Annotated in this window: 22 protein-coding genes; 6 read left to right on the top strand and 16 right to left on the bottom strand. The window is 68.3% G+C overall.

Annotated elements, in window-relative coordinates:
* Positions 1-6: 6 nt before the first annotated feature.
* The 3 genes from ACWESM_RS16115 to radC are packed head-to-tail and all read right to left on the bottom strand — an operon-like array spanning position 7 to position 2,425.
* Positions 7-1,035, bottom strand: coding sequence for a HEAT repeat domain-containing protein (locus ACWESM_RS16115; protein ID WP_452492330.1), 1,029 nt, complete (start codon positions 1,033-1,035; stop codon positions 7-9).
* Positions 1,029-1,715, bottom strand: a complete 687-nt coding sequence (locus ACWESM_RS16110) for a HEAT repeat domain-containing protein (protein ID WP_452492346.1) — start codon at positions 1,713-1,715, stop codon at positions 1,029-1,031. The genes ACWESM_RS16115 and ACWESM_RS16110 overlap by 7 nt, the downstream gene beginning before the upstream one ends.
* A 38-nt stretch (positions 1,716-1,753) precedes the next feature.
* The gene (gene radC, locus ACWESM_RS16105; RefSeq protein ID WP_452492328.1) at positions 1,754-2,425 is read right to left on the bottom strand and encodes a RadC family protein; all 672 of its coding nucleotides are present in this window, start codon (positions 2,423-2,425) and stop codon (positions 1,754-1,756) included.
* A 196-nt stretch (positions 2,426-2,621) separates the two neighbouring features.
* Here radC and ACWESM_RS16100 point away from each other — a divergent pair, with 196 nt between their 5' ends.
* Positions 2,622-2,921: a DUF6881 domain-containing protein gene (locus tag ACWESM_RS16100; protein WP_364437767.1), complete on the top strand. Its 300-nt coding sequence runs from the start codon at positions 2,622-2,624 to the stop codon at positions 2,919-2,921.
* A 23-nt stretch (positions 2,922-2,944) separates the two neighbouring features.
* On the opposite strand, the gene ACWESM_RS16095 is transcribed toward ACWESM_RS16100, so the two are convergent.
* Entirely contained in the window at positions 2,945-3,142 is a 198-nt protein-coding gene (locus tag ACWESM_RS16095) for a type II toxin-antitoxin system VapB family antitoxin (protein ID WP_364437770.1), read from the bottom strand.
* A 107-nt stretch (positions 3,143-3,249) separates the two neighbouring features.
* On the opposite strand from ACWESM_RS16095, the gene ACWESM_RS16090 reads away from it, so the two are divergent.
* Together ACWESM_RS16090 and ACWESM_RS16085 are read left to right on the top strand one after the other, a co-directional pair.
* Positions 3,250-3,771 carry a DUF4396 domain-containing protein gene (locus ACWESM_RS16090; protein ID WP_452492326.1) on the top strand — a complete coding sequence of 174 codons (522 nt, stop codon included), beginning with the start codon at positions 3,250-3,252 and terminating at the stop codon, positions 3,769-3,771.
* A gap of 128 nt (positions 3,772-3,899) precedes the next feature.
* On the top strand, positions 3,900-4,796 hold the full coding sequence (locus ACWESM_RS16085) for a phenylalanine 4-monooxygenase (protein WP_452492324.1): 897 nt from the start codon (positions 3,900-3,902) through the stop codon (positions 4,794-4,796).
* Positions 4,797-4,815: 19 nt separating this feature from the next.
* On the opposite strand, the gene ACWESM_RS16080 is transcribed toward ACWESM_RS16085, so the two are convergent.
* Both ACWESM_RS16080 and ACWESM_RS16075 read right to left on the bottom strand, forming a co-directional pair.
* On the bottom strand, positions 4,816-5,427 hold the full coding sequence (locus tag ACWESM_RS16080; protein ID WP_355079057.1) for a TetR family transcriptional regulator: 612 nt from the start codon (positions 5,425-5,427) through the stop codon (positions 4,816-4,818).
* The gene (locus ACWESM_RS16075; RefSeq protein WP_452492323.1) at positions 5,417-6,931 is read right to left on the bottom strand and encodes an MFS transporter; all 1,515 of its coding nucleotides are present in this window, start codon (positions 6,929-6,931) and stop codon (positions 5,417-5,419) included. The genes ACWESM_RS16080 and ACWESM_RS16075 overlap by 11 nt, the downstream gene beginning before the upstream one ends.
* A 120-nt stretch (positions 6,932-7,051) precedes the next feature.
* Here ACWESM_RS16075 and ACWESM_RS16070 point away from each other — a divergent pair, with 120 nt between their 5' ends.
* Positions 7,052-8,353 (top strand): D-alanyl-D-alanine carboxypeptidase family protein, encoded by a 1,302-nt coding sequence (locus ACWESM_RS16070; protein ID WP_397277190.1) that lies wholly within the window; start codon positions 7,052-7,054, stop codon positions 8,351-8,353.
* A 5-nt stretch (positions 8,354-8,358) separates the two neighbouring features.
* Here the strand turns inward: ACWESM_RS16070 and yhjD are convergent, their stop codons facing one another.
* The 3 genes from yhjD to ACWESM_RS16055 all read right to left on the bottom strand — a co-directional run bounded on the left by yhjD (position 8,359) and on the right by ACWESM_RS16055 (position 11,488).
* Positions 8,359-9,387, bottom strand: coding sequence for an inner membrane protein YhjD (gene yhjD / locus ACWESM_RS16065; protein WP_355079118.1), 1,029 nt, complete (start codon positions 9,385-9,387; stop codon positions 8,359-8,361).
* A gap of 79 nt (positions 9,388-9,466) precedes the next feature.
* Positions 9,467-10,498: a tryptophan--tRNA ligase gene (gene trpS, locus ACWESM_RS16060; protein ID WP_355079051.1), complete on the bottom strand. Its 1,032-nt coding sequence runs from the start codon at positions 10,496-10,498 to the stop codon at positions 9,467-9,469.
* Positions 10,499-10,519: 21 nt separating this feature from the next.
* Positions 10,520-11,488, bottom strand: a complete 969-nt coding sequence (locus ACWESM_RS16055) for an oxygenase MpaB family protein (protein ID WP_452492321.1) — start codon at positions 11,486-11,488, stop codon at positions 10,520-10,522.
* 102 nt (positions 11,489-11,590) lie between these two features.
* Here ACWESM_RS16055 and ACWESM_RS16050 point away from each other — a divergent pair, with 102 nt between their 5' ends.
* The gene (locus ACWESM_RS16050) at positions 11,591-12,226 is read left to right on the top strand and encodes a TetR/AcrR family transcriptional regulator (RefSeq protein ID WP_452492319.1); all 636 of its coding nucleotides are present in this window, start codon (positions 11,591-11,593) and stop codon (positions 12,224-12,226) included.
* A 9-nt stretch (positions 12,227-12,235) separates the two neighbouring features.
* Here ACWESM_RS16050 and ACWESM_RS16045 read toward each other — a convergent pair whose 3' ends face one another.
* From ACWESM_RS16045 to ACWESM_RS16035, 3 genes are read right to left on the bottom strand one after another with little or no spacing between them, the layout of a single operon-like run.
* Positions 12,236-12,730: a barstar family protein gene (locus ACWESM_RS16045; protein ID WP_355079045.1), complete on the bottom strand. Its 495-nt coding sequence runs from the start codon at positions 12,728-12,730 to the stop codon at positions 12,236-12,238.
* On the bottom strand, positions 12,730-13,224 hold the full coding sequence (locus tag ACWESM_RS16040) for a ribonuclease domain-containing protein (protein WP_397073719.1): 495 nt from the start codon (positions 13,222-13,224) through the stop codon (positions 12,730-12,732). The genes ACWESM_RS16045 and ACWESM_RS16040 overlap by 1 nt, the downstream gene beginning before the upstream one ends.
* The gene (locus ACWESM_RS16035) at positions 13,221-13,997 is read right to left on the bottom strand and encodes an exodeoxyribonuclease III (protein WP_364437792.1); all 777 of its coding nucleotides are present in this window, start codon (positions 13,995-13,997) and stop codon (positions 13,221-13,223) included. The genes ACWESM_RS16040 and ACWESM_RS16035 overlap by 4 nt, the downstream gene beginning before the upstream one ends.
* 62 nt (positions 13,998-14,059) lie before the next feature.
* On the opposite strand from ACWESM_RS16035, the gene ACWESM_RS16030 reads away from it, so the two are divergent.
* A complete protein-coding gene (locus tag ACWESM_RS16030) occupies positions 14,060-14,950 on the top strand; it encodes an alpha/beta fold hydrolase (RefSeq protein WP_355079039.1) in 891 nt (296 codons plus the stop codon).
* Positions 14,951-15,354: 404 nt separating this feature from the next.
* Here the strand turns inward: ACWESM_RS16030 and ACWESM_RS16025 are convergent, their stop codons facing one another.
* The 4 genes from ACWESM_RS16025 to ACWESM_RS16010 form a co-directional block, all read right to left on the bottom strand.
* Complete coding sequence (locus ACWESM_RS16025; RefSeq protein WP_356964685.1) at positions 15,355-16,605, bottom strand: acyl-CoA dehydrogenase family protein; 1,251 nt, start codon at positions 16,603-16,605, stop codon at positions 15,355-15,357.
* A 26-nt stretch (positions 16,606-16,631) separates the two neighbouring features.
* Positions 16,632-17,507 (bottom strand): SDR family oxidoreductase, encoded by an 876-nt coding sequence (locus ACWESM_RS16020; protein WP_356964686.1) that lies wholly within the window; start codon positions 17,505-17,507, stop codon positions 16,632-16,634.
* An 82-nt stretch (positions 17,508-17,589) separates the two neighbouring features.
* Positions 17,590-18,465: a MaoC/PaaZ C-terminal domain-containing protein gene (locus ACWESM_RS16015; protein ID WP_452492316.1), complete on the bottom strand. Its 876-nt coding sequence runs from the start codon at positions 18,463-18,465 to the stop codon at positions 17,590-17,592.
* Between the two features lie 144 nt (positions 18,466-18,609).
* Positions 18,610-19,047, bottom strand: a complete 438-nt coding sequence (locus ACWESM_RS16010; protein WP_356964688.1) for a type II toxin-antitoxin system Rv0910 family toxin — start codon at positions 19,045-19,047, stop codon at positions 18,610-18,612.
* Positions 19,048-19,065: the final 18 nt, after the last annotated feature.

Genomic DNA, 19,065 nt, shown 5'->3' with positions numbered 1-19,065 from the left:
GAGCTGTCAGGGTTGCCCCGGCTCCTCGCCCGGTCGTGCTACGAGGGTTTCCACGAGGGCCGAGGCTATGGCCGCCACAGCGCGATCCTCATCGCAGGACAGTTGCCGCAGGGTATCCAGCGCGATGGTCCCCGGCATTTCAGCGAGCGCCTGGGTCAGTCGGATTCGCACCGCCGAGTCCGCCGCATATGCGGTGAGCTGTTCCACCAGCGCACTGATGATCCGATCCGCCCACTCCGCGTCCTGCGCCAGCGTTCCCAAGAGTTCGGCCGCCTCGACGTCGTTCGGGCCTTCGACCACCGTGTCGACAAGCGCGGGCACGGCCCGGGTCACGCCGCGCCCACCCAGGGCGAGAGCAGCGTGTCTGCGGACCGTCGTGTCCGGGTCCTCGAGGGCGTCCGTGAGCGCCGCGGTCGCCTCGTCGCCCGGCAGCTCGGCGAGCGCGAGGACCGCGCGCCGCCGGACGTCGACGTCCTCGGAGCCCAGGCCGGACGCCACGCTCGCCACCCCGTCACCGCCGGCCCGTGCCAGCGCCCACCGCAAAGCCCCGGCCACATACGGATCGGATTCGGTGAGCAACGCCTCGGCCAGCAGTTCGGCAGGCACCGCTACGTCCTCGGCCGGCGCCAAGACGGCCTGCTGCCGCCGGGCGGGGCTCTGCGAACCGAGTCCGTGCAGCAGTTCGATGATGCGCAGGACGTCTTGCCAGCGGGAGGGCTCGGTGGAATCGACCGTACGAAGCCGCTCCAGGAGTTCTCGCTCCCGGTCCAGTCGTTCTCCGGTTTTCCGAATGAGGTCTCCGACCAGCGCGGACGGGGTGAATGCGGCATCATCGAGAGCGCGCCCGATCTGGCTCAGTGACAGCCCCAGGGAGCGCAGGCCCTCGACATGGAAGATCCGCCGGATGTCTTCCGGCGAGTATTCCCGGTAACCGCCCACGGTGCGGCCGGTCGGTCGGACCAGCCCGAGTGAGTCGTAGTGCCTGAGCATGCGGGCGCTCACTCCCGAGCGGCGCGCCACCTCACCGATCAGCACGCAGTCGTCTCCTCCCGATCCGGGCCGAGCGCGACGACCCGCCGTGCCTCGTCGACGGCGAGGTCGAATCCGGCGTCCGGATCGCGCAGGAGCCGCTCCGTGGCGCGCGCATGCGCCCGCACCGTTGGATCGGGATCAGCCATCGCGGTCCGGAGGACCGGCTCGACCACCTCCCCGAGCGCGACCAGAGCGCGGCTCAAGCTCAACCGTACCTCCCGGTCTCCCCGGCCGAATTGCCTGGCCAGCTCCGCGCCCAGCCATTCCGTCGCTTCGTGGGGCACGAGAACGACGGCAGCACGCCAGGCACTTCGCGCGACTTCAACGTCGGCATCCTGGAGCAACGAGCTCGTGATCGCCGGCCACGCGCTCGGATCGCCGATCTTGGACAACGTGTGCAACGCTTGGCTCCGGGCCTGCGCACGCTCGGAACGCACCTCCGTGAGCAGTCTCGGCACCGTGAGCTCCGCCGGGAGCCGAGTCAGGGCCCACGTGAGCATGTCGCGCACGAAGAAGTCCGGCTCGATCGCGGACCGCTCTACCAGCGCCTCGATGAAACCGGGTTCGGGATGCGTGCCTACCGCCAGCGCCGCCTGCAGCCGCGTCGACGAATTCGCGGCCGCCAATGCGTCGAGCAGCCGGGTGTGCTGTGTATTTCTGTGTGTCGAATTGATGGGGACCACCTCCGACAGCCAGTGAAAGCCTTCACACAGTGAGAAGGTCAAGCGAACTTCGGTGCGCTCGTCCACCTCTCCCCCGCGATGACCACGTGGTCGAGGAAGCGGAGGCCTACGGTGTGGGCGGCTTCGGTGAGGAGGGTTGTGGTGTGGCGGTCGTCGGGGCTGGGGGTGAGGTCGCCGGAAGGGTGGTTGTGCACAATGGCGAAGGCTCGGCCGTCGTGGCGAAGGACGGTGTTCAGGATTTCCCGGACGGGGACGGCGACCTGGTCGACAGCGCCTTCGGCGACGAAGACCTTCTGACGGAGGCGATTCTGGGCGTCGCAGATCAGGACGAGAAGACGCTCCACCCTGGCGCCCGCGAACAGCGGGAGGGCGGCGGCGGCCACGTCGGCGGGGCTGGTGAGTCGGATCGACGTGTCCGGCCTGCCACGTGCTCGTGCGCCGAGGTGGAAGGCGGCGATGATCGCGGCGGCCTTCGCGACGCCGATGCCCGCCCGGCGCGACAACTCCTCCGGCCGCGCGGACGCCAGCCCGGCGAGACCGCCGTGCTCGACCAGCAACTCCACCGCCAGGTCCAGCGCGCTCGCACCGCGCCTGCCCTGGCGTAACAGCAGAGCCAGCAACTCCGCATCGCTCAGCGCGTGCGGCCCGAGCGCCAGCAACCGTTCACGCGGCCGCTGCGTCACCGGCACGTCGACTAGAGAGACCGCCATGACTCCCACCCCTCGGTCACGCCAACAGTGCCAGGGATTCTGCCAGGGGCCACCGACACTCAGGCCAGAACTCGACCGACCCTCACCTCACGCACCCCGTCAGCTCAGCAGCGGGACGCCGACCCGCGACACCCATATGCTGGCTGATATGCGGTTCGGCAACCGAGTCGGTCACGAACTGGGGAGTTGATGGGCGATGTGGTACCTGAAGGCGCAATGGCACCACGATTTCGACGACGAGCCGGTGGAGCTGTTCAGCGAGATCGGCGACGACGGTTTCGAGGTGCGCAAGGTCGAGGTGTTCCGGGACGGCCACCGCGACTGGGCCGATTCCGGTCGCGGCACAGGCACCACCGAACTCGGGCAGATCCCGGTTCCCACGCCGGACGAACTGAACGCCGAGACCGAGTTCACCGCACTCCAGATCGACGCCAGGGAGTTCGACGAGGTCTGGCAGCGCGCTCTGGACGAGCAACGGCCCGCCTCTCCCAGATAACCGAGAGACCGGCCGCGATACCGCTAGCGGTCCATCACCGCGACGTCCGGTAGCCCGACGAACGCCTTAGCGGCGAGCCGCTGCAGATTGTGCAGCTGGCGCTCGTGCACGACGATCCGGCGCAAGGCCTCGTTGACGGTGGCGTCACTGGTCGACGTGCCCATGATGGCGGCGGCCGCGGCGAGCAGGTCCTGGTCGAGATCGATCCGCACGGATTTCATGCGCCCTCCTTCATACTTTCGCCATCTTGCGGCATAACGCCCGTTCATGTCCGGCAAATCGAGAACTCGGCCTTGCGCAAATACCCTACGGGGGTATAGTTCCAGTCATGGAACACAGGCACCACCCGTCGGCCGAACACGTCTCGCACGCCGCACCCGCCGGACAACACAGCGCGCACCACGGCCCCGCTACCTGGCGGATGGCGGCGATGGCGACCCTGCACTGCCTCACCGGCTGCGCCATCGGCGAAATCCTCGGCATGGTGATCGGCACCGCGCTGGGCTGGAACAACACCTCGACGATGGTGCTGGCCATCGTGCTGGCGTTCGTGTTCGGCTATGCGTTGACCATGCGCGGCGTGCTGCGCGCGGGCCTCCCGTTGGCGGCCGCCGTCGGCACCGCGCTTGCCGCCGACACGGTGTCCATCACGGTGATGGAGATCGTGGACAACGCCGTGATCCTCGCCGTTCCCGGCGCGATGGACGCCCACTTGGACACGGTGCTGTTCTGGACCACCCTCGGCTTCGCCTTGGCGGTGGCCTTCGTGCTGACCACGCCGGTCAACAAGTGGATGATCGGACGCGGTAAAGGCCACGCGGTGGTGCATTCGTTGCACGGCGCGCACTGATCAGCACGCCGTCCGATCCCGGCCTTCGGTTGTCAGGATGGCCCCGGGAAAGCCCGTTCAGCTAGGCAGATTGCTCAGCTGAACGGGCTTTTGTTGTCGGCGGGTGCCTGCGGTGCTTGCATCGAGTCATGTTCAGCGAGGCGCAGTTGTACTCGCCGGTGACCCGCACCGGCGACGGCGACGTGACCGTGCACCTGAGCGATGAGCACCCCGGTGTGCACGATCCGGAATATCGGGCCCGGCGCAATGCCATCGCCGCGCTGGCACTGGACCATGCACCGGGAAAGCCGACACCCCACATCGCCTACACCGACGAGGAGCAGCAGGTGTGGCGGATCGTGTCGGCCGAACTCGCGCGCAAACATCGCACCTACGCCAGCGCGGAGGTGCTGACGGCCGCCGAAGCGCTGTCGTTGCCCACCGATCACATCCCGCAATTGGACGAGGTGTCCGCGGCGCTCGCCCCGCTGACCGGATTCCGGTACGCACCGGCCGCCGGACTGGTGCCGCTGCGACAGTTCTTCGGCTCCTTCGCCGATCGGATCTTCCACTCCACGCAGTACATCCGGCATCATTCCGCGCCGTTGTACACCCCGGAGCCGGATGCCATCCACGAGATCATCGGGCATGCCACCCAGATCGCCAGCCCGCGCTTCGCCGCGATCTACGCGACCGTCGGCGCGGCGGTGGCGCGCCTGAGCACCGATCGCGTGTTGAAATTCCTTGCCGACGTCTTCTGGTTCTCGATGGAATTCGGCGTCGTCCGGGAGCGCGGCGAGATTCGGTGCTACGGCGCGGGCCTGCTGTCGTCCTACGGCGAGATCGAGGAGTTCCGGCACGCCGAACTACGCCCGCTCGACATCGCCCGGATGGGTACCGCGACCTACGACATCACCCACTATCAGCCGACTCTCTACTGCGCGGACTCGATCGCCGAGATCGAGGACGTGATCGGCGGCTTCTTCGCGACCATGGACGACGACACGCCCGACCGTTTGCGGCAAGCCAGTCCGGCAGGCGCGTGATAGTACGGCCGGGGAACTTTCAGGACTCGCGCTTCGGCGCGAGCGGCATGCCCGCATCCAGGAAATCCAATGTGCGGGTGATGTTCTCGACGTTCAACGGCGTCATCGTCGCCATGCCGAGAGCCGCGCCCGCCATCGCGCCCGCTGCCACTCGCACCTCGAAATCGTCGGCGGCCCGGCCGAGATGATCGGCCAGCAGGCTCGCGATGAGGTCGATGCTGCGGATGATCTCCAGGCCGATGGCCGAGCGCAGCTCCGGCACGTGATAGAGCAGCGCCTGCCGCTCCTGCTCGAACGCCAGCTCGGCGGCGGCCAGATTGCCGAAGACCTCCAGCACCGCGTTACGAAATGCCGCCATCGGCCCGATGTCGCGCGGCTGACGCCGCAACGCCTCGATCATCGCCGGATCGAGGTCGTCGGCGAGCACCAGCTGTTCCTTGGTCGGGAAGTAGCGGAAGAAGGTGCTGGGCGAGACATCGGCGGCAGCGGCGATCTGTTCGATCGTCGTCTCGTTGTAACCCTGCTCGCGGAACAGCCGGAAGGCCTCGAGGCGAATCGTCCGGCGGGTCCGTTCCTTCTTCCGCTCGCGCAGACCCTGCGCCGTCCCGCTCGCGGGTAGCTCAACCGACATGGATCGATTCTGCCGCACCCGGCTCCGGCGCCCGTGCGGGTTGCCGTGTGCGCACCAAGGTCGCCGTGAGCACCGCCGCCAGCACGCATAGCGCGGCGCAGGCCCACAGCATCGCGCCCATGCCGCCGAGGAAGGCCACCTGCACCTGGTGCAGCATCGACGGATCGCCCAGCTTGCCCGCCGTGGCGACGCCCGCGTTCACGCCGTCGGAGATCGGTTCGCGGTTCAGCTCGCCCAGTTCCGACCGGTACCGAGTGGACAGCACGGTGCCGAGCACCGCGACGCCGATGGTGCCGCCTGCCTGGCGCAGCGCCTGCAACAGCGCGGAGCCGGACCCGGAGCGCTCGGCATCCAGATCGCCCATCGCCATGCCCATGGCCGCGGGCATCACCAGCCCCATACCGGCGCCGAGCAGCGTCAACCACAGGGCGGCGAAGCCGTAACCGCTGTCCACGGTGGTCAACGCCCCCAGTGCCAGCGAGCCGGCCAGCAGCGCGAATCCGGCGGCCACCACCACGCGCACGCCCAGTTTCGGCAGCGCTTTGTCGACCAGCCTGCTGCCGACCAGCAACCCGGCGATCAACGGAAGCAATCGCAGGCCGCTGCCGAGCGCGTCCACGCCGAGCACCGCTTGGAAGTACTGCGGAACGGTGAAGAACATGCCGAACATGGCGAAGTTCACCACGATCGAGAAGGCGGTCCCCCAGCGGAACCCGTCGGCGGCGTAGAGCCCGAGATCGACCAGCGGATGCGTGGTCCTGCGCTGCCAGAGCAGGAACGCGCCGAACAGCAGCACACCGGCCGCGATGATCGCCCAGGCCGGGCCGTCGCCCCAGCCTTTCTCGCCGATCCGGATGAAGCCGTAGGTGAGCCCCAGCATGCCCGCGGCGGACAGCGCGACGCCGGGCAGATCGATCCGGAAGTGCTGCGCGCTGCGCGATTCGGGCACCAACGCGGCGACGGCGCACGCACCGATCACGACCATCGGCACGTTGATCAGGAACACCGAACCCCACCAGAAGTTCCGCAGCAACCAACCTCCCACGATCGGGCCCAGCGGTAGGCCGATCGCGGTGGAGGTGATCCAGATGGTGAGCGCCCGCTGGAGTTCGGCCGGTTCGGGGAACATCGCGGGCAGCACCGACATCGACAGCGGCATCATCGCCGCGGCCGCGATGCCGAGCACGACGCGCGCCGCGACGAGCTCGCCGGGCGAGGTGGCCACGGCGCACGCGATGGACGCCACGCCGAACAGCACCAGCGCGGCGAGCAGGAACTTCTTGCGGCCGTAGCGATCGCCGAGCGCGCCCGCGGGCAGCATCACGGCGGCCAGCGCCAGCGTGTAGGCGCTGCTGAACCATTGCAGCGCGGCGGTATTCGCGTTCAGGTCGACGGCGAGCGTGGGCAGCGCCACGGTCAGCACGGTGACATCGAGCCCAATCGTCAGCATCGCCACGGCCAGCGCGCCGAGGGCGAGCCAGCGACGGGACGAGTCGTTCTTCATGACGCCTCCAGAAATGGTAGCTACATCTTTTTGATAGTAGCTCTCATTTAGTAGATACTGTCAATACCGTCGCGGGGATGAACTGCCCGATCACCGGACCGCTCGCTAGGCTCATCGGCGATGAAGATCACTCGCCGTGCCTTGCTCTGCTCAGGCGCCGTCCTCGCCGTCGCCGTGATCGGAGCGACGGCCGCGCCGTCCCTCGCAGCGCCGAGCACCACCACGCCGTTCACCACCCCGAACACCGACGGGTGCCCGCAGAAGACATCGCCGCCCGCACCGATCGACACTTCCGAGGTGCCCGCGCCCGGACAGCCGACCCCCACGCCGCTGCCGGTCCCTTCCCCGCCGATCGGGGGAACCCGCCTCGGCGAGTGCGGAGTCGTACTTCCCAAAGCCGCGCCGCCCGCTCCGCAGGACATTTCGGCGACGGCCTGGCTGGTGGCGGATCTGGATACCGGAGAGGTGCTGGCCGCGAAGGACCCGCACGGTCGCTACCGGCCCGCGAGCACGATCAAGGTGCTGCTGGCCACGCTGGCGCTGCGCACGCTGAATCTGGACAAGGTGGTCGTCGGCACGCAGGCCGACGCCGACGCCGACGGCACCCGGGTCGGCATCGGCCCCGGCGGCCGTTACACCAACCGACAGCTCATGCAGGCGTTGATCATGGCTTCGGGCAACGACGCGGCGCATGCCATCGCGGCGCAGCTCGGCGGCGACGCCGCGACCGTCGCGAAGATGAACGACCTGGCGAAGTCGTTGCGCGCCATGGATACTCGCACGGCCACTCCGTCCGGGCTGGACGGCCCGGGCATGAGCACCTCGGCCTACGACCTCGCCGTGCTGTTCCGCGAGGCCATGACGGTCCCGCTGTTCGCCGAGCTGATCCATACCGAGCAGGTCGACTTCCCCGGCTACCCCGCCGACCCTGCCGTTCCGGGCGACACCGACCGCCCCGGCTACCCGATCGGCAACGACAACCAGCTGCTCTACAACTACGACGGCGCCCTCGGCGGCAAGACCGGCTTCACCGATGACGCGCGCCAGACCTTCGTCGCCGCCGCCCAGCGGGGCGGCCGCAGGCTCGCCGTCACTCTCCTCAAGGCCGACGTGCGGCCGGTGCGCCCATGGGAGCAGGCGGCCCGCCTGCTCGACTACGGATTCGCGCTGCCCCGCGGCGCCTCGATCGGCAATCTGCCCGGCGCGGTGGTACCCCAGCGCGACCAGAGCGGAGCCACCCTCGCCGCGCCGCCCACATCGGGAAACGACCCGGCGATGTCCTCGTCGCCGGGCAGCGACCCGTCCGCCATGCCACACACCGGAGATCGCCGCACCGGCGCGCGCACCGTACTGATCATCGGCGGTGTCCTCGTGATCGCCGCGCTCGTCCTAGGGGCACGGCGGGCCACCCGGCGACGCTGAATCGATCACCGCCGGTCCGACCTGCGTAATCCGGAAAGAGTCAGGGCGGCAAGCGCGCCCGCGCCGAAGAAGGCGGCGCCCACCCCCATCGAGACGTCACGCGCACCGACCCGCGGCGCGATCACGGCCGGTCCGGGGGCGGGAATCTCGGCTTCCGGCTCGTTCTCCGCGGCGGTGGCGGCCCAGGCCGTGGCGAACAGGACGATGCGGTAGGTGACGTAACTGAACACCATCAGACCGATGATCGAGCCGAAGGTGGCGCCCGCCGGGCTGCTGAGCACCGATTGCAGGTAGATCGAGGCGACGATCTTGAACACCTCGAAGACCAGCGCGGCCAGACCGGCCGCCTTGGCGGCACTGGCCAGCGTCACCGGTTCCCGGGGCAACCGCGCGATGACCCAGGCGAACACCGCCCAGGAGGCGAGGAACCCGAGCGCGATCGACAACAGCGACAACAGCAGGTCCGCGCCCGGCAAATCGCCGAGGCCCAGATTGTCCAGCAGTTGACTGCCGAGCGAACTCGACGCCAAGGCCGACAAGCCCAGCGAGACCGTGAACGCGAGGCCGAGACCGACCAGCGCACCCAGATCGGAGAGCTTGGTCATCAGCCAGTTGCCGTCCGGAGACTTCTGGTCCCATTGCTCGGTGAGCGCGGCGCGCAAATTGGCCATCCAGCCGAGGCCGCTGTAGACGCCGGTGATCAGGCCCAGCGCGCCGACCGTGCGCCGGGAGTCGACCGCCTGCTCGATCAAATCGTTCAGCTGGGTGCCGAACGAGCCGGGAATGTTCTCGACGATCTTGGCCTGCAACTCCCCGAGCAGATCCGGATTGCTGGACAAGATCACGCCCGCGACCGCGAAAGCGATCATGAGCAGCGGAAACAACGACAGCACAGTGAAATACGTGATGCCCGCCGCGTAGTAGTCGCCCCGCTGCCGCTGATAGCGCCCCGCCGCGCGAACCAGATGGTCCAGCCACGGCTGCGCCTGGATCCGGCGTTGGATCCCGGCTTTGACATTGTCGATCACCTGCACCATTCGCCCCTTCGACCGAGAGACCTCACACCGGTGGTACCCGGTCGGGCGCGCGACAACCGCCCAGGCGAGCGGCCGCCTAGCGACTCAGCAAGCCCACCCGGTCGTAGACCTGCGCGAGGGTGTTGCCCGCGATCTCTCGCGCACGCTCGGCGCCGGCCGCGAGTACGCGGTCGAGTTCACCCTGATCCGACATGTACTCTTGCACCTTGGCCTGCAACGGCGTGACAAATTCGACCAGCGCGTCGGCCACGTCGGCTTTCAGCTCGCCGTAACCCTTACCCTCGAAATCCTTTTCCAAGGTGACGATCGGCGCACCGGTCAGCGAACTGAGGATCACCAACAGGTTGCTGACGCCCGGCTTGAGTTCCGGGTCGTAGCGGATCTCGCGTTCGGTGTCGGTGACCGCGGATTTCACCTTCTTTGCGGTGACCTTCGGGTCGTCGAGCAGGTTGATCAGACCCGCGTCGGTGGAGGCCGACTTGCTCATCTTCGCGGTCGGGTCCTGCAGGTCGTAGATCTTCGCCGTGCCCTTGACGATGTGCGCCTCCGGCACCACGAACGTCTTCTTGAACCGAGAGTTGAAGCGCTGGGCAAGGTTACGGGTCAGTTCCAAGTGCTGACGCTGGTCCTCGCCGACGGGCACCTGATGGGCGCGATAGAGCAGGATGTCCGCGGCCATCAGTATCGGGTAGGTGAACAGGCCTGCGGTCGCGTTCTCCGCGCCCTGCTTCACCGACTTGTCCTTGAACTGGGTCATCCGGCTGGCCTCGCCGAAACCGGTGAGACAGCTGAGCACCCAGGTCAGCTCCGCGTGCTCGGGTACCTGGCTCTGCACGAACAGGGTCGACTTCTTGGGGTCGATGCCCAGCGCGAGCAACTGGGCGGCGGCGGCGTTGGTGCGGAGTTTCAGTTCCTTGGGGTCCTGCGGCACCGTGATCGCGTGCATGTTCGGGATGAAATACAGCGCGTCGTAGTCGTCCTGCATGGTCACCCAGTACTGCAGCGCGCCAAGGTAGTTCCCTAGATGGAACGAGGAGCTGGTCGGCTGGATCCCGGACAGAACCCGCTGTTTGCGTTCGGCGGCCGGGCTGGGCGCAGGACTCGACATACTCCGATTTTCGCATGCGGCTCAAGCCGAATTTCGCTGCACCCAGTTGCGCGGGTCCACCCCGGGCATGCTCGGCCGTCCGCCGCTGACCAGTTCGTGTTCCCGCTTGGACAGCATCTTGTAGACCGGCGCGCTCGGCCCGGCGAGCGTGCCACGCAGCACCGGGGGCACCAGCGGAACCGACACGTGCGCGGTGCGGACCGCTCGGGACAGTCCCTGGTAGGCGACCTCCTCCGCCACACCCCAGCGCATCCCGTACATCCGGCGGATGCGTGTCGGCAGGCTGCCCTGCACCAGCAGGTAGAACGCGGAGGTGACCTGCTGCAACGGCACACCCTGCGAGTAGGGGACGCGCTGTCCGGCCAGGTAGGAGCCGACCAGCCGCGCCTCGTCGGTGAGGAACAGTTCGCAGGAGGCGAGGTAGCCGTCGAAGAAGGCACGGAACTCCGGATAACTGGCGGGCGCCGCGTCCGCGGGCATGCCGAACAGCTCGCCCCAGCGCACGTAGTCCTGGTAGAGCCCTTCGCGCTCACCGTCGGTCATGGTGCGCACCAGCAGGTCGTACATCACCTCGGCCGAGTCGAACGTGAAGGCCATGGTCATGAACATGAGGTGCGGGTCGAGCGCGGAGTATCCCGTCCCCGCCGGGTGCTGGTCACCGGCGTCCTCCGGCAGCGTCCCACGCACCTTGACGTGCCGTTTCCTGGTGAACGCCAGCGCGCGGTCGGCCTCGGCTCTGCTACCGAGGAACACCGCCTCGAACAGGCGGCCGGTCAGCGCGAGCCGGGTGTAGGGGGTCATGCGGTGCTCGGTGTTCTCCGCCGTGCCGACAAAGAGCAGCGGGTGCACCGCCCCGATCACCAGGGCGCGCAAGCCGTAGGTCAGTCCCACCGCCCGCTTGCTCATCACCCGCCGGACCATCGAGTGGTCACTGAAATAGCCGGGCTCGGACATCGCCGCCTCCTCATCGAGCACATCTGGCAATAGCATCCACCAGAACCTACCTTTCTGGCAATACTCCATGCCAGAATGTTGCGCGCGGGTCGATCGGGCGACAACCACGGTGTTAAGCGGACCTGTAAGAATCGAAGGGTGACGGCGCAGCGGACTTACGGGGGCATCTCCGCCGAGGAGCGCCGGGCGCAGCGGCGTGCGGCGTTGCTGGAGGCCGCGCTGGAGATCATCGGCACGGAGGGGCTGGCGAAACTGACCGTGTCGGGGTTGTGCGCGCGGGCGGGTCTCAACGAGCGGTACTACTACGAGAACTTCGACAGCCGCGACGCCGTGCTCACCGCCCTGATCGACGGGATCGCCGCGGAACTGGCGGCGGCCATCCTCACGGCCGTGCGCACCGCCGCGCCGGACACGCGCGCGACCGCGCACGCCGCGATCACCGCGGGCGTGCACCTGCTCACCGATGACCCACGCAAGGCGAAAGCCGCCCTGATCGCGGGCATGGCGACGCCGGAACTGCGCGCCCGCACCACCGAGACGGTGCGAACGTTCGCGCGGATGGTGGCCACCGAGGGCACGGACTTCTACCGGATTCCGGATTCCGGCCCGGCCGCGGTGGTCGAGTTCCGGGCCCTCTACCTGGTCGGGGGGCTGGTGCAGACGCTGACCGCCTGGCTCCAAGGCGACCTGGATCTCACGCGCGACGAATTGATCGAGCAGACAGTCGACGTGTTCGTCCTGCTCGGCGAGGACATGGCCGGCAAACTGCGGTAACAGCCCTGGTCACAGCCGCAGGGACACGTCCTCCAGATCGGGCGCTTCGCCTTGCAGGACGACCCGGAAGAGCACGTCCCGCCGCGACCAGTAGGCCGCGCAATCGCGCATGGCCTCGGCGAACCAGTCACGCTCGACGGGCTCGTCGGCGAGCAATCCGGCCGAGTCGCGCACCACGGCAACGTATCCGGCCCCTTCGCCGAGGAAATCGTCCAGATCACGCAGGCACTCGTCGAACGCGTCCTTGTTCTCCCCGAAGTAGTACGGAAACTGGAACGCGGCGGCGAACTCGTCGAACAGGCGCGCGGTGGTGGTCATCTTCGCGCCGCGCAGTTCACGCACCAGGTAGCCCGAAGGCGCTTTGTCCCGCACCCCGCTGAAGTCGGCGGCGTCCACCGCGAGCGTGCCGAACGTGACACGCGGCGGGGTGAGTGCGGCGCCGGGCGGCGCGTCGTCGGCGTCGGAGCGGGCAAGGAACTGCGACAGCGTGACGGTCTTTGTCATCAGCGCATCCTCGTGAAGGTCTTGTAGTGATCGCCGGTGTACCAGGCCGAACCGTCGCTACCGGTGACGATGCGTTCGGCGTCGCGGGATCGGCCGGACTGCTTGGGATTGACGTCCCATTCCTGATAGATGATCGGCTTACCGGAGCCATCGGTCGCGGGCAGGTCCCCACCCCGATTCATCCATCGCTCGCCCCCTTTGGTGCCGGGTGCGTTCGCCGAGTCCGGCCACTGGCCCGCGTCGATCTCCCTCAGCGTGGCGTACGCGCGTTCCGGGACACCGGACGCCTGGGTGACCGGCGACGCGCTGTCCGCACCGCGCGGCGCCGCGCCGGTCGGGGTGACCGTGCTCATCGCGGCGGTGGTCGCGCGACTCGCCGGGGTGGATGTGGTGGTAGCGCCACCGTCGTACAGCGCGAGCACCGCGGCGAGCACCACCAGGGCCACCGCGACCAGCAGGCCGACACCGCGCTTGATCAGTCGCGCCCGGTTCATCGGTACTGCACCGTGACGGGCGCGTGGTCCGACCAGCGTTGATCATAGGTAGCGGCGCGCTCGACCACCGCGTCCTTGGCTCGGGTGGCCAGCTCTCCTCGGGCGAGGTGGTAGTCGATGCGCCAGCCGCTGTCGTTGTCGAACGCGCGGCCCCGGTAGGACCACCAGCTGTAGGGACCGTCGCCCGCCGGGTGCAACTGCCGCACCACGTCGACGTACCCCGCGGCCAGCAGCTCATCGATCCACGCCCGCTCCTGCGGCAGGAACCCGGCCGACTTCAGGTTGCCCTTCCAGTTCTTCAGGTCGCGCTCGGTGTGGGCGATGTTCCAGTCCCCGGCGACCACGAAATCACCGGTTCGCGCGGCGAGGTAGGCGCCGAGTTCGGCCATGAAGCGATACTTCTCGTCTTGACGCACCGTGCCCGCGTCACCGGAGTGCACGTAGACGCTGGCCACGGTGACATCGTCGAAATCGGCCTCGAGATAGCGGCCCGCCGCCGCGAACTCACTGCTGCCGAAGCCGACTCGCACGGCGCTGGGCGCCCGCCGGGACAGGATGCCGACACCGGCGCGGCCCTTGGACTCCGGTTCGGCGTGCGACAGCTGCCATCCCGCGTCCAGCGCGGGCGCCAGCGCGGCCCGGACCTGGTCGTCGGTGGCGCGAGTCTCCTGCACGCAGACGATGTCCGCCTCGGTGGCCGCGAGCCAGGCGAGCAGCCCCTTGCCCGCAGCCGCGCGGACACCGTTCACGTTCACTGTCGAGATATACGGCACACCACGACCGTACAATGCTGGTCAGATGAAGTCCCTTGGACACTGCCGTCCAGGAAGGGGTGATGACGATGTCGTCCGACACCTCCCAGTCCTCCTCCGCCCCCGCGCGCGGATCCACCCGGGCGAAACAGCCCCAGCCGATCAAGGCATTGCACGTGGGATCCGGCGATCCCTTGCTGTTGCTGCACGGATTCATGATGTCGCCGCACTGCTGGGAGCAGACGGCGGCGCGGCTGTCGACGCACTGCGAGGTGTTCGCGCCCGCGTTCGCGGGCCACTGGGGCGGCGCGCCCACCGGAGGCCCGTCGGTGGACGTGGGTTCGCTGGCCGACCGGATCTGCGAGCAGCTCGATGAACTGGGTTGGCGGACTTGCCATATCGCGGGCAACTCGCTCGGCGGACTGGTCGGCGTCGAACTCGCCCGCCGCGGACGCGCCCGCACCCTGACGCTGATCGCGCCCGCGGGCGGCTGGCACGCGCCCTCGTTGACCCAATGGCGGGTCAACCTGAAATTCCTCTCCCTGATACCGCTCGTCGAGATCGGCAAGCGCATGGGTGGATTCGTGATCGGCAACCCACTCGCCCAGCGGGTCGCATTGCTCGCGTTGAGCAAGCAGGCCTCCGCGGTGTCCCGGCGCGACGCCGCGGCCGCGCTCGCCGCCGCGCTGCATTGCCCGGCGATGGTGCCGATGATTCTCGGCGCGATGCGGGCGCCGGCACAGGACGACCTGTCCACCCTGCGGACGCCGGTCCGGCTGCTGCTGTCGGAGTACGACCGGGTCATCCCCAACCGCGTCTACGCGCGGCGCTACCTGAAGGAACTGCCCGAATCCGCCGACCGCATCCTGGTCAACGGCGTCGGCCATGTGCCGATGCTGGAAGCGCCCGACCGCATCGCCACCCTCATCGCCGAACACGTCTACGCCAGCCGCACCCGGCTACGCGCTGTGTAGTTCGGCCGCGACTTCGTCGCGGCGTGTGCTGTGTTGATCTTTCCAGCGCCTGCGGCGCTGGGTGTTCGCGGCCCTCTTATGGCTCGCGAACGGAACAGGCTCGGTCTCGCTTCGCTCGAAAGACGTAGTTATGGTGCGCTGAGCACGTCGGCTTTCGAGTTCAGGACCAAGTGCACGCGGCCTCCCGAGTGCCCGTTCCGACACGCCCGAACGCGGCGACGGTGGGTGATGATGACCGCTCTATGGCCAGCTGGCCACTGATGCGGTGGACAAACCGGGCACGAGCCGGATCGTCAACCGGCTGGGCTCGGTCTCCCCGCCCACGACCGGTGGTCGGGCCGATTTGGTTGCGCGCGGCCGTAGCTCACCGCGCAGTGCGTACGGCGAGCCAGCCGATTCGGAAACTACTGCGCGAGCAACCCTTTCGCGATGTGGGTCACCTGGATCTCGTTGCTGCCCGCGTAGATCATCAGTGACTTGGCGTCGCGGGCGAGTTGCTCCACGCGGTACTCGGTCATGTAGCCGTTGCCGCCGAACAGCTGCACCGCTTCCATGGCCACCTCGGTGGCGGCCTCGGAGGCGTACAGCTTCATCGCGGAGGCCTCGGCCAGGGTCGGGGGTTTGCCCGCCCGTCCCCGCTCCAGCGTGTTGAACACCATGTTCTGCACGTTGATCCGCGCGATCTCCATCTTCGCCAGTTTCAGCTGGACCAGCTGGAACCGTCCGATCTCCTGGCCCCAGAGCTTGCGGTTCTTGGCGTACTCCACGCACAGCCGATGACACTCGTTGATGATGCCCAGCGCCATGAAGGCCACGCCGACGCGCTCGGCGGTGAAGCTGGACCTGGCGCTGTCCCTGCCGTCGCCGCCCTTGTGTTCTTCGGTTTCGCCGAGCAGGCGGTCCCGGCCGAGGCGCACGTTGTCGAAGAACAGCTCGCCGGTCGGTGAGGAGTGCAGGCCCATCTTCTTGAACGGCTTGCCCTGGGTGAGGCCGGGCATGCCCTTGTCCAGCACGAAGGCGAGCACCTTGCGGTCGCGCTTGTCGCCGCCCGCGCCGTCGTCGAGCTTCGCGTAGACGATCATCACGTCGGCGAAGGGGCCGTTGGTGATGAACGTCTTCTGGCCGTTGAGCAGGTAATCCTCGCCGTCGCGCTTGACGTAGGTCTTCATGCCGCCGAACGCGTCGGAACCGGAGTCCGGTTCGGTGATCGCCCAGGACGCGACCTTCCGCATGGTGACGATGTCCTCCAGCCAGCGCTGCTTCTGCGCCAGCGTGCCCCGCGACATGATCGTGGTCGCGCCGAGACCGATGCTCACGCCCATCGCCGAGACCAGACCCATGCACACTCCGGACAGCTCGCCGATGAGCACCGCCATCAGCGATTCCTGCCCGGCGAACGGGCTCGAGCCGGATGACTTCGGCTTCCGTTCCGCTTCGGCGGGAGCGCTCTCCCGCGCCGCCTGCCTGGCCAGCATCTTCTGCACGGCCTCGCCGCCCATCACATCGATCCCGAACTCGCGGAACAACTTCCGGATCACGGGGTACGGCGGCAGTGCACCGCTGTCGAGCGCGTCCAGATTCGGGCGGATCTCCTTGTCGATGAACGCCCGGACGGCATCGCGGATCATGACATCGGTCTCGGACCATTCGAACATCGTCGTTCTCCTCACATTCCCCGAGGTCAGGGCAGCCGGGCGGCGATGTCGTCGATCAGCCAGGGCCCCTCGGTCTCGATGGTCTTCACATCGTGCCAACCGGCCAGCTCGGAGATCGCGCCGCCCTGCACCGCGAACACCTTGCCGGTGATCGGGCAGTCTTCGGCGGCCAGGTAGGCGACCAGCGGCGCGATATTGGCCGGGGCGAAGGCGTCGAACCCGCCGTCGGACTCCTCCGCTTCGGCCGCCAGCATCTCGCCCATGCCGGGTGTGGCCAGGGTGAGCCGGGTGCGCGCGATCGGCGCGATCGCGTTGACCCGCACGCCGTAGCGCGCTAGTTCGTCGGCGGCCACCAGGGTCAGCGCGGCGATCCCGGCCTTGGCCGCGCCGTAATTGGCCTGTCCCGGGTTGGGCAAGGTGGTGCCCGACGCCGATGCCGTGTTGATCACGGCCGCGTTCGGCTGATTGCCCGCCTTGGACTGCTGCTTCCAATACGCGGCGGCATGGTGCAGCACCGCGGCGTGGCCTTTGAGGTGCACGGCGATCACCGCGTCCCATTGCGACTCGTCCATGCCCGCGATAAACGCGTCACGCAGGATGCCCGCGTTGTTGACGACGACGTCCAGGCCGCCGAACTCTCTGACCGCTTGCTCGACCAGTTTCTGCGCACCGTCCCAGGTGGCGACGTCGTCGGTGTTGGCCACCGCCTTCCCGCCCGCGGCGACGATCTCGCGCACCACCTCCTGGGCGGGACCGGCATCGGTCCCCTCGCCCGCGTTGCTGCCGCCGAGATCGTTGACGACCACGGCGGCGCCCTCCTTCGCGAACAGCAACGCGTGCTCGCGGCCGATGCCGCGACCCGCGCCGGTGATGACGGCGACCCGCCCGGCCAGTACGCCCATGTGTTGTCTATCTCCTGTAGTCGTGCCGAATCCGGCGAAGGGGAAAGGGCGCGGCGGACACCGTGCCGCCGCGCGATGGATGTCAGTCGGCGATCTCGGCCAGTCCGTCGCTGAGCACGAGATCGTCGCCGCGCACGGTCTCGAAGGCGTAGCGGGTGACGCCGTCGGCGGAGCCCGCCTTCCAGATGCGGGTCTCCAGATCGTCGCCGGGAAAGACCAGCTTTGCGAAGCGCACCGCGAAGCGCCGGAGCCGGTGCACATCCGACTCCGCGACCTCGGTCAGCACCGCCCACGACGCGAACGCCATGGTGCACAGCCCGTGCGCGATGATGCCGGGCAGTCCGGCGTCCTTGGCGACCTGCTCGTCCAGGTGCAGCGGCACGGGATCGCCGGACGCCGGTGCGTAGCGGAAGGTCTGGTCGTGGTCCACGTGCTGCGCGACGACGGCGACCGGGTCCTGCTCGCGCAGCCGTTCGTCGAACTTGTGCGCCGGAGCGGCCGCGCCAACCGTCTTGCCCGCATCGATGTTGCGGAAGAAAGCGGTGAGGTATTGGTCGTTGACCGGCTCTCCCGCCTCGGTACGGCATTCGATGCGAATGGTGATGGCCGTGCCGTTGGGGCGGCTGGCGTAGCCGATCGCCTTGGCGCGCGACACCAGCCGGTCGCCGGGGCGGATCGCGCGGTGGAAGTGGAAGTCCTGCTCCCCGTGCACGACCCGGCCGAAGATGTCCATCGGCGCGACGTCGATGACGGGCATCATCATGGCCTCGAAGACCGGGACGATGGCGAAGACCGGTCCGGCCACCGTACCGGCCAGGTGCGCGGCGATCGGATCGTTCGTCGCGGCGGCGTACTCCGCGATCCGCTCGGCGGTGACCGCGAAACGGTCCTCGTCGGACCACGTCTCCAAGCCGCTGTCGTCGAACTCGACTGTGCGAGCGCTCGTTTCGGCGCTCATGCCGCATCCTTTCCGGCACGAGCGTGGCCATGCGTGGTCACGCTCCGCTGCCGCCTCCGGGCCTGACCGCTCATGCTGTTTCCTTTCCGGCACGAGCGGGGCCCTGCGTGGTCACGCTCCGCTGCCGCCTCCGGGCCTGACCGCTCATGCCGCCGAGGCCAACGTGTCGAGTTGGTCGAGCGAACGGTCGAGCTGTTTGATGCCGTCCTTCTCCACCGCTTTGCCGAGCGCGCCCTTGATCAACGCGCCCTCGAAGTCACCCGACACGAGGATGGTGCTGCCCTCGCCGTTGGGCCGGATGTCGAAGGTGAACTCCGTCCGCACGCCGGCCATGCCGGTGCCGCCGAGCGTCAGCTTGTTCGGCGCGTCCACCGCGACGATGGTCCATTCCAGTTTGTTCGCCATGCCGAGCATCACGATCTTGGCGACCAGCTTGGCGCCCGCGCTGAGCACGGCGGGCGGCTCCTCCATGAAGCGTTCGTGGATGGTGAACCACTTGTCCCAGGTCTGCGGGTCGGAGACGACCGCCCACAGGGCTTCGGGGGCGGCGTTGACGTCCTTGGTGGCTTCGATATGTCCCATGTGTCGCACTCCTCGTCG

The organism is Nocardia sp. NPDC003999, from assembly GCF_053604885.1.
This window is presented reverse-complemented; position numbering and strand designations above follow the sequence as displayed.

Excerpts from the sequence above, each read along its gene's own strand:
- ACWESM_RS16080 (WP_355079057.1), bottom strand. The coding sequence starts at position 5,427 with ATGTCGGTTGAGCTACCCGCGAGCGGGACGGCGCAGGGTCTGCGCGAG.
- ACWESM_RS16085 (WP_452492324.1), top strand. The coding sequence starts at position 3,900 with ATGTTCAGCGAGGCGCAGTTGTACTCGCCGGTGACCCGCACCGGCGAC.
- ACWESM_RS16090 (WP_452492326.1), top strand. The coding sequence starts at position 3,250 with ATGGAACACAGGCACCACCCGTCGGCCGAACACGTCTCGCACGCCGCA.
- ACWESM_RS16030 (WP_355079039.1), top strand. The coding sequence starts at position 14,060 with ATGACGATGTCGTCCGACACCTCCCAGTCCTCCTCCGCCCCCGCGCGC.
- ACWESM_RS16020 (WP_356964686.1), bottom strand. The coding sequence starts at position 17,507 with ATGGGCGTACTGGCCGGGCGGGTCGCCGTCATCACCGGCGCGGGTCGC.
- ACWESM_RS16100 (WP_364437767.1), top strand. The coding sequence starts at position 2,622 with ATGTGGTACCTGAAGGCGCAATGGCACCACGATTTCGACGACGAGCCG.
- ACWESM_RS16055 (WP_452492321.1), bottom strand. The coding sequence starts at position 11,488 with ATGCTATTGCCAGATGTGCTCGATGAGGAGGCGGCGATGTCCGAGCCC.
- ACWESM_RS16045 (WP_355079045.1), bottom strand. The coding sequence starts at position 12,730 with ATGACAAAGACCGTCACGCTGTCGCAGTTCCTTGCCCGCTCCGACGCC.
- ACWESM_RS16070 (WP_397277190.1), top strand. The coding sequence starts at position 7,052 with ATGAAGATCACTCGCCGTGCCTTGCTCTGCTCAGGCGCCGTCCTCGCC.
- radC (WP_452492328.1), bottom strand. The coding sequence starts at position 2,425 with ATGGCGGTCTCTCTAGTCGACGTGCCGGTGACGCAGCGGCCGCGTGAA.
- ACWESM_RS16040 (WP_397073719.1), bottom strand. The coding sequence starts at position 13,224 with ATGAACCGGGCGCGACTGATCAAGCGCGGTGTCGGCCTGCTGGTCGCG.
- ACWESM_RS16015 (WP_452492316.1), bottom strand. The coding sequence starts at position 18,465 with ATGAGCGCCGAAACGAGCGCTCGCACAGTCGAGTTCGACGACAGCGGC.
- ACWESM_RS16025 (WP_356964685.1), bottom strand. The coding sequence starts at position 16,605 with ATGTTCGAATGGTCCGAGACCGATGTCATGATCCGCGATGCCGTCCGG.
- ACWESM_RS16010 (WP_356964688.1), bottom strand. The coding sequence starts at position 19,047 with ATGGGACATATCGAAGCCACCAAGGACGTCAACGCCGCCCCCGAAGCC.
- trpS (WP_355079051.1), bottom strand. The coding sequence starts at position 10,498 with ATGTCGAGTCCTGCGCCCAGCCCGGCCGCCGAACGCAAACAGCGGGTT.
- ACWESM_RS16075 (WP_452492323.1), bottom strand. The coding sequence starts at position 6,931 with ATGAAGAACGACTCGTCCCGTCGCTGGCTCGCCCTCGGCGCGCTGGCC.
- ACWESM_RS16095 (WP_364437770.1), bottom strand. The coding sequence starts at position 3,142 with ATGAAATCCGTGCGGATCGATCTCGACCAGGACCTGCTCGCCGCGGCC.